8 protein-coding genes and 1 pseudogene are annotated in these 8,348 nt (G+C 35.4%); 5 read left to right on the forward strand and 4 right to left on the reverse strand.

What is annotated here, in order from left to right; all coding sequences use genetic code 11:
* Together H1P_RS28565 and H1P_RS36660 are read right to left on the reverse strand one after the other, a co-directional pair.
* A partial coding sequence (locus H1P_RS28565; protein ID WP_144874126.1) for a DUF3326 domain-containing protein occupies positions 1 to 498 on the reverse strand: 498 nt, incomplete at its 3' end.
* 129 nt (positions 499 to 627) lie between these two features.
* Complete coding sequence (locus H1P_RS36660) at positions 628 to 801, reverse strand: hypothetical protein (RefSeq protein ID WP_186376196.1); 174 nt, start codon at positions 799 to 801, stop codon at positions 628 to 630.
* A gap of 143 nt (positions 802 to 944) precedes the next feature.
* On the opposite strand from H1P_RS36660, the gene H1P_RS28570 reads away from it, so the two are divergent.
* The 5 genes from H1P_RS28570 to H1P_RS28590 all read left to right on the forward strand — a co-directional run bounded on the left by H1P_RS28570 (position 945) and on the right by H1P_RS28590 (position 6,561).
* Positions 945 to 2,840: a M48 family metallopeptidase gene (locus H1P_RS28570; RefSeq protein WP_144874128.1), complete on the forward strand. Its 1,896-nt coding sequence runs from the start codon at positions 945 to 947 to the stop codon at positions 2,838 to 2,840.
* A gap of 192 nt (positions 2,841 to 3,032) precedes the next feature.
* Entirely contained in the window at positions 3,033 to 3,623 is a 591-nt protein-coding gene (locus H1P_RS28575) for a COP23 domain-containing protein (protein ID WP_144874130.1), read from the forward strand.
* Positions 3,624 to 3,709: 86 nt separating this feature from the next.
* Positions 3,710 to 4,543 carry a S1 family peptidase gene (locus H1P_RS28580; protein ID WP_144874132.1) on the forward strand — a complete coding sequence of 278 codons (834 nt, stop codon included), beginning with the start codon at positions 3,710 to 3,712 and terminating at the stop codon, positions 4,541 to 4,543.
* A gap of 31 nt (positions 4,544 to 4,574) precedes the next feature.
* Positions 4,575 to 5,513, forward strand: a complete 939-nt coding sequence (locus H1P_RS28585; RefSeq protein ID WP_144874134.1) for a S1 family peptidase — start codon at positions 4,575 to 4,577, stop codon at positions 5,511 to 5,513.
* 229 nt (positions 5,514 to 5,742) lie between these two features.
* Positions 5,743 to 6,561, forward strand: coding sequence for a DUF4344 domain-containing metallopeptidase (locus H1P_RS28590; protein ID WP_186376197.1), 819 nt, complete (start codon positions 5,743 to 5,745; stop codon positions 6,559 to 6,561).
* Between the two features lie 12 nt (positions 6,562 to 6,573).
* Here the strand turns inward: H1P_RS28590 and dacB are convergent, their stop codons facing one another.
* Together dacB and H1P_RS39575 are read right to left on the reverse strand one after the other, a co-directional pair.
* Positions 6,574 to 8,016: a D-alanyl-D-alanine carboxypeptidase/D-alanyl-D-alanine endopeptidase gene (gene dacB / locus H1P_RS28595; protein WP_144874138.1), complete on the reverse strand. Its 1,443-nt coding sequence runs from the start codon at positions 8,014 to 8,016 to the stop codon at positions 6,574 to 6,576.
* 120 nt (positions 8,017 to 8,136) lie between these two features.
* Positions 8,137 to 8,229: pseudogene (locus H1P_RS39575) on the reverse strand (DUF433 domain-containing protein); the annotation flags it as partial.
* Positions 8,230 to 8,348: the final 119 nt, after the last annotated feature.

Below are 8,348 nucleotides of genomic sequence, written 5' to 3' on the forward strand. Positions count from 1 at the left end.
GACTACAGCAATGGCTTCTGCTCCTGCTTGTTTGATTAGTTTTTCGACACCCCGCAATAAACTCCCAGGGTTGCCAATAGTTCCCCAACTAGCTCCAGATGGAGCAGTTTGCAGCTTAACGTCCAAAGTTTCATCCGTTATTACATAATCGGCAATATCTAAGGCTAAAGTAGCTCTAGTGGCATCCGCAGCTTGGATATGACGTAATCTTAATTCTGGCTCAATTGCTCGATCTAGTAGTAAACCAATTTTGTTTTGTCTGACTGGTTGCAAACCCCATTTGTTAGCAGCAAATCGATCTAAGCCATAACCTTCTACATAGTAGATATTTTCTTGTGACCAATATAGTTGTGCGCCATTAAGGACGTTAGGGTGGGTAATCAGGCGATCGCAAATTTGCCCCATAGCCCGTGCTACAGGCATTCCATCTCCTGCATAACCTCCAATAGCTGCACCAATTCCTGTGGGAATAATCAAAACGGCGGTAAATGGTTTCATTTAAGGAATAAGGAATGAGGGATGAAGTCAGAAGTCTGAAGTCTGAAGTCTGAAGTCTGAAGTAGCAAGTAATCAACAACCAACAACCAGCAACCAGCAACTAGCAACCAGCAACTAACCACTAACCACTTACTCTTTAGTAACAATTGCCTCTACTTTGACAGTTTCTTGTTCTTGATTCACTTCGGTAATTGCCCAACGCAAGGGTTTACCTTCTTTTTCCAGTTCGGTTTTAATTTCTTGTTGTAGTTTAACAGGGTTTGATGGGAGAGCGATTTCTGCGGTAATAAAGTGAGTAGTCATAAAGATATTACTTCCTTTGGTTAACAGTAATTAAATTATTAGTAAATTTTACCGATCGATTGATAAAGTTTACTTAATGCTAAAGATTACAGAATTAGAATAGTAGATGAGCGATTTGTAATTCCTTAGTAAAAAATAATTATATGAAACTTTATCTTAATTTGCTGTGTATATTTTTTAGTTTGTTTTATTTTTCTGGGGTAGCGGTTGCAGAGTTATCCCTAACAGAAGAAGAAACAAAACGAGTTACAAAAGTAAACACTGAAGAAGTTGAAAATAATAACAACGTAGATTCTGTTCCAGAAACTACAACGGCAGAGCCAGCAAAAAACGACAATGAATTAAGTAAGATATTTCCTGGTTGTCCTCTAGTAGAAGAAACTGTTCCAACAGTAATAGTCGAGACTAAAATTATCGAAGAAACAGTTACCGAAGCGACACAAACTGAAGAGATTAATGCTAATGTCGAAGATGCTATTAGTAACGATACTTCTATAGAAAAAAATGAATCTACGGAAGTTACGCCAACCGAATCGGTAAGCCCTGATGTAGAAGAAGCTGAAGAAACCACCGATCGAGATAGTACTCCCAAAGAAACCGCAGAAACTGATTCGGAAGTAGCCAGTCAAGAAAAAAAATGTCCTACTCCTGAAGAGATTGCTCGTTATCAAAAGTTTGCAGAAGCAGACAGTCTTTATTTAGCTGGAGAGAAAGTAGCTGCTGCCAAAATATATCAAGAATTAAAAGAACCTTGGGATCGAGAACATATCTTAAACAATCAAAGCAAGCCTATTTATAAACCAGAAGAATTGAGTCCAGGGGGTAAAGTTTATTGGCGTACTTACCAACAAGGAAAAAAACAACAATTAGAAAGTAAAATTTTCACTCCTTTGGAACTTTTAGTGAAGAAAGACCCTGAGTTTATTCCTGGTCATATAGCTTACACCGAAGAATTAATGGCGATAGAAAAAGAAGCAAAAGCTTATGGGGTGATGGAAAGAGCGATCGGTTTATATCCTAATGAGGTACAGTTATTAAGAGCCAAAATAGACACTGATGTTCAAGGCGAAAGATGGTTAGAAGCCTCCATCTCTGCTCGCCAATTTGCCTTATTTAATCCCGATATTCCTGAAGCAGAAGAATTTACTTTACTAGCAGATCGATACCTTGAAAAATATCAAGATGAAATTGAAGAAGAATTAACTTGGAATGCGATTGGTAATGCCATTACTGGGGCTGCGGGTTTTGCTTTAACAGGTAATCTTTTTGGCCCTATTTCGGCAATAGATACCACCATAATGTTACTACAAGGAGAGTCTAATTTAGGCGATCGCTTTGCTAAAAGGGCGCGGAAACAATTACCAATGGTGGAAGATGAAGAAGTACTTAATTATGTACAGAAGATAGGTAACAAAATAGCTTCTGTAGCAGGAAGAGATGATTTTGAATATGAGTTTTTTGTCATTATGGATGACAGTCTTAATGCTTTTGCTTTACCAGGAGGAAAAGTATTTGTGAATGCAGGGGCAATTATGAAGACAGACTCTGAAGCCGAATTAGCTGGTTTACTCGCTCATGAAGTTGCTCACTCTGTATTATCTCATGGTTTTCAGTTAGTAACTAGAGGAAATCTAACCTCTAATGTTACTCAATATATTCCTTATGTGGGTAGTACTGCTGGTAGTTTAATTGTGATGAATTACAGCCGAGATATGGAACGTCAAGCAGATGTTTTTGGCACCAGAATATTAGTTGCAGCAGATTATGCAGCCGACGGAGTACGAAATTTGATGGCAAAATTAGGAGAAAGTAACGCAGAGAATGAAGAATATCAAGAACCTCCTGCATGGCTTTCTACTCACCCAAATACCGATAAAAGAGTTAGTTATATCGAAGAACTAGTTATTAGCAATAATCTCAATCGCTATGCTTATGAAGGAGTAATAGAACATCAAAAAATCAAACAAAAAACCCAGCAATTGTGGCAAGAATATCAAGCTGAAAAAGAAGCTAAGAAAAAAGATGATGAATCTGATTAATTCAGTAGAAGTGGTTTTAGTATTAACGTATTGTTAAACCTAGCAAAACCCCAAATATTTTTTGTCAGAAATACTTAAAATTAGTTAAACCATAATTGATTGTGCTTTATTTGTCATACATTAATAGTAATTCCCTAACTTGTATGGTATTTTAGTACTGTATTATTAAGTTATTCAAGATTAAATCAGCTTATGTGCGTTAAACAATCTTTAGCAGCTATCCTAACTATTACTGGTGTTGCGACAACAGTTATGATGAGCCAATCAAGTCAAGCGCAATCTGATAAATTTATTTGTCAGGTAAATAAACAAAATATTCCTACTACTTATGCCAACACACCTGAAGGACCGAAACCTGTAATGAGATTTGCATCAACTCATTTTCCTCCACCCTATACACCCATGCGTCGTTGCCAAGAAATCACAGCAAGGTATAACAAATTTTACGCTCAAGGAATTTTGGAGTACATGACCTCTGGATGGGTTAACAGATTGCCAGTTATTTGTGCAGGTCAAACTTGTAACAAGGAGACTGTTTTGCTAACTCTTAAGCCCGATCAAGAACCAGACCAAGCTCTACAAGAGATTTTAGCCAATCGCAGTGGAGCAAGTGGGCCGACTGTTCAATCCAGTGGCTCTGGTTCGATTACTATCCGCATGGAAGACTACCTAAATAAAACTCAAGTTGAAGAACCTGGCAATTCCGTCAATTCTGTTCCTAGTCCAGTCAGACCCGACCCACCAGTGCAGACAACGAATAGTAATGATGGTGTTATTTATTAATTGGTACTATGTCTTGGTGTCTTGATAGTAACTCCTTATTTTCAGGATGCCCTACATTAACCTAGTTTGTTAGCTTTCCATACTTCATGAATTGGCCTTTCCTTATTTCTGCTACTTTGACAAGTTCTGTATTAGTTGGAGTATTTTCCGCTAAGTTTCATTTGGCTAAGATCGGTGTTCCTATTTTAGAAAAAGAAATAATTTCATTTATAAAACCGAGATTTTCTAGGACAAAAGAAAAATCTGTTTTTTCCCCAGAGCAGATAAAACAGAAAGCTCAATCTATAACCGTTAAAGTTTTATCGGGACAGACTTGGGGTTCTGGGATCATAATTAGTAAACAGAAAAACATTTATACTGTTGTTACTAATCATCATGTATTAATTTTTTCTCAAGATAAATCTTATCAGATTCAAACTCCTGATGGGCAAGTATATCAAGGAAGTCTTCTAGAAACAGTACATTTTAATGATAAGGATTTGGGCTTGGTTCAATTTAGTAGCGACATAGATTATGAAGTGACTTCTCTCTCTTCTGTATCTAATTTAACCAGAGGAGAAAAAGTCTTCGCAGCAGGCTTTCCTGTGGAAATAGAGAACCAAGAAGAAATAAAGGGATTTTATTTTACTCGTGGTCATATTGCTCAGTTGAGCCAACTTGATTTTGGTGGTGGTTATCAAATTGGCTATACCAACAATGTCAAAAAGGGTATGAGTGGTGGACCATTACTCAATGTCTGGGGTGAAGTGGTAGGAATTAATGGAGTACATAAATATCCTCTTTGGGGTAATCCCTATGCTTTTAGCGATGGTTCTATTGCTTCGGAAGCCAAAAAACAGGAAATGAGTCAGTTTAGTTGGGCAATTCCTGTTAAAACTTTCTTGCAAATAGCACCCCAATTTTCACCATCAGATAATTAATTTACTTATATTATTCAACTAAATAACAATCATGAATTTTAACTATAGATTATCAGCAATCTTAGTAGGAACAACTATTACCAGTACTATTATTTTGACTCAACCATTGATATCTAGAGCATTTGATGGTCAAGAACTTAGTACAAAAACTAGAGAAATTACCGTTTTAATCAATAGAAGTGATGGGCAAAATGGTTCTGGGGTAATTATTTCTAAAAACGAAGATACTTATTATGTGTTGACGGCTAATCATGTCACAAGAGATCGAGAAAATAAAAATGGCGAAATTAAGTATACAGTTGTTACTCATGATAAAAAAGCCTATGAAATCGATTACAATACCGTCAAACCCATATCTAATAATTTAGATATGGCAATCTTTGAATTCAAAAGCAATCAAGAATATCCTGTCGCAACTATTGTTAATTCCGAGTTTCTTGCAGAAACAACACCTGTGTTTGTCTCAGGATGGCAAAGACCAGGAGCAGTGGGAGGAGATAAAACAATTCGTCAGTTAACATCTTCTAGAATAACTACTATTTTAGACGAGCCTGTTTTTGGGGGTTATCAAGTTGGTTATGATAATACAACTCTTGGAGGTATGAGTGGAGGACCAGTAGTCGATGTTGAAGGAAGATTAGTAGGTATTCACGGACTGGCTGATAATGATAACCCAGAAAACCTCGGTTTAGAAAGCGGAAGTGTTGACAAAGAATTATTAAAAACTGGCTTTAATTATGGGATTCCTATTAACACTTTTTTAGGACAAACTGCCCAAGCTGGAATATTCTTAAACTTAGATGTTGTAAACACTCCTCCAACTGAATTAACTGGTGCTGAGACTCCAGTTATAGCAACCGATCCTGAAAAAGATCAAATTGACGATCTCAATACTGTTTTAGATGATGCAGAAAGAATTGCAGATACTATAGATAGAGGTAGAGATATTTTACGTAATCTACCATTTTAGTAAATTTTAATTTAGTATCTCAACTACTAATTAGTGTGGAGAATAATCTTTAGTTATTTATTATTTATAGGATTATTTTCCACATTAGTTTTTTTATTTTTAAGTTATCAAAAATAATTAGAAAAAGCTTACTTTTTAACATAATTTTATGTTCTTTATTTATCATAAGAAAATAAATATATTTTTAACACTAATCATACAAATATTAGTCATTAATATTAGCTTATTATTGACTTCAAAAGAAGTCAATTCGTTTCCGATTAATATCAATAATTTTGAGCAAAAAACTAAGGGAAATCAAAATAAGCAACTGCCAACTATAGGGAAATTTCAGTTACAGTATAATCCAACATCTAAATACCAGAGATTTCAAAGAAATATTCAGGCAAGTAGAGTTTTTAATACGGTAGTAGAAAAGTTAAATAAAAAAAATTTAAACCTTCCTGTCAACATACCTATTGTTTTTAGAGATTGTGGAGAAGCAAATGCTTTTTACGATCTAAAGGCTCAGAAGGTTATCATGTGTTACGAGTTATTTGAGATAGGAGAATCTGTCTTTGTTAGTGGTGGATACTCCCAAGAACAAGCTCAAGTAAGGTCTATATACAATGGTGTATTTATTTTGTTGCATGAAGTGGGACACGCATTAGTTGACAATTTAGACTTAGCTTTTACGGGTAAAGAAGAAGATAGCGTGGATGATTTTGCTGCTACCTTTGTGTTGGATGAGAAAAATGGTTTACCAGAAGAAATAATTTGGATTAGCGGTCAATTCTTTTCTGTGTTACCTGATGGTGATTATTGGGATGAACATTCTTTTGGGCAACAGAGATTTTACAATTTGGTGTGCTTATTGTTTGGGAAAAACCCGCAGCAGTATGTTGGGATTGCTGAACAGGCTGGTTTAGGTAAAGATCGAGCAGTGAGATGTCACAGCGAATATCAGGATAAAGTATCTAGTTGGCAGCGTTTATTAGCACCTCATTACCTTTACGATCGAGATACTCCAGCTACAAATACTAGTAATTCTAGCGATCCGCTTTACTAACTTTAATTGGTATCAAAGACAATTTTTAAATTTAGGTAGAAGTAAAATTATTTCATCCATTGCTTGACGTACTATTTTATTCTTATCATCAAAGTTATTCACTAAAATACTGAGAGCTAAAGTATTTTGATTAGTTAGTTTTACATAGCCTGATAGTGTAATTACACCCGATAAACTTCCTGTTTTTCCCCAAAGATTATTTTGCAGTTCGGTATTTCTTAAACGATGCTTCAATGTGCCATTGCTTCCAGCTAAAGATAAAGAGTTTTGATAAATATTGTAGGTTGGATCGTCAGCCAGTATGCTTAAAACTTTTACTAAACTATTTGGCGTAATCAAATTTTGTCGAGATAGTCCTGAAGCATCTATTAAACTATAATTATCGGTATTGATACCTAATTTATTTAAGCTAGTTTCTAAAGCTTCCATTTCATCATTAATTTTTAGTTCTTTGGCTAATACTTTTAAAAGTACTTCTGCATATAAGTTATTACTATCTTGATTAATTTCTACAATTAATTCTTTGAGAGGAGGAGAATACATTTGAGTAATAATTCTTTCATTAGTACTCTCTATAGATTCTGTAGTTACTATACCTTCAGTAACAGTAATTCCTTCAGCAGATAATAAGTTACGGAAAGTTTCTAAAAAATAATTAGCAGGATCGACTATGGCTAAATCCCACTCATCCCCTTGATTATCTTGAGGTAAATCCCCTCGAATATTTAAGATCGGTTTTCCCAACACTCCATCAATTTCTATACTGTACTCATTATCACTTGCTGTAGTAATTGCTTGGTTAAACACCTGCCATTGTTGAGAGGCAACTGCATCATTCCATTTTAGTTTTACTGGTTGTCCAATTTGTCCAGGAACTAATGTTAACCTCACGGTATTTTGATTCAAAATTACGCTATTAACTGCCGTAGCATAATAATAATAAGTGTCTACCCATTCCCAAGTAGGATTAATTACAGGTTGCGCTAAATAACTATCATCAATTATTAACTTTTTTATACTGCTAATTCCCAGCACCTTAAACTGTTGTACTATATTCTTCAGAATTTCAGATGTTATGGTGGGGTCTGCATTGCCTTGTATCCTGACTGTCTCCAAATGGGGTAATTTTCCCGTTGCATAGATAGGAGTAGTAATACGAAAATCCGCACCCAATTCATTCAAAGCAGCAGCAGTAGTTAACAGCTTGACTGTAGAAGCAGGAATAAAGAATTTATCACTTTCTAAACTGTAAATAGCCTCTTGTGTAGCAAGATTTTGAATGGCAATTCCCCAACGCGATCGCTTGAATTGAGGACGGTTTATAATAGTGTTAATATCCTGTGCTAATTCCTGACGACAAGCCACAGTGGGCGAAGATTGAGCTTGACTGGGAAGCGTGAAAAATTGCGTTGTCAGTAGTAAGCTTACAAGTCCTAAAGAAAAATTTTGTTGCAACGTCGATCGAGTATTGAATTCAACTTAGCTATTGTACTCGCACTACTTGTGTATTGTTGTCTAGTTAGGTTGAGGCGATAGCTTTTTTCTAATTAAACAATCAAGTAATAGTTTTATCATTTAACTATTACTTGATTGTTTTTCCCTATCTGCTGCATAGCTAAAACAAGCTAATATATCTTCCATTGTTAAATAAGGAAAATCTTCTAATACCAATTTCCTAAAGTCCAGCTACAGATAATGCATCGAGAATGAAATCAAATCCCGTAATGGAAGCGATATCTGCTTGAGTAAATTCAGCTAAGATATTTGCTAGTTTTCTTCTTAAAAAA

It is taken from the genome of Hyella patelloides LEGE 07179, from assembly GCF_900659865.1.
Lineage (GTDB): Bacteria > Cyanobacteriota > Cyanobacteriia > Cyanobacteriales > Xenococcaceae > Hyella > Hyella patelloides.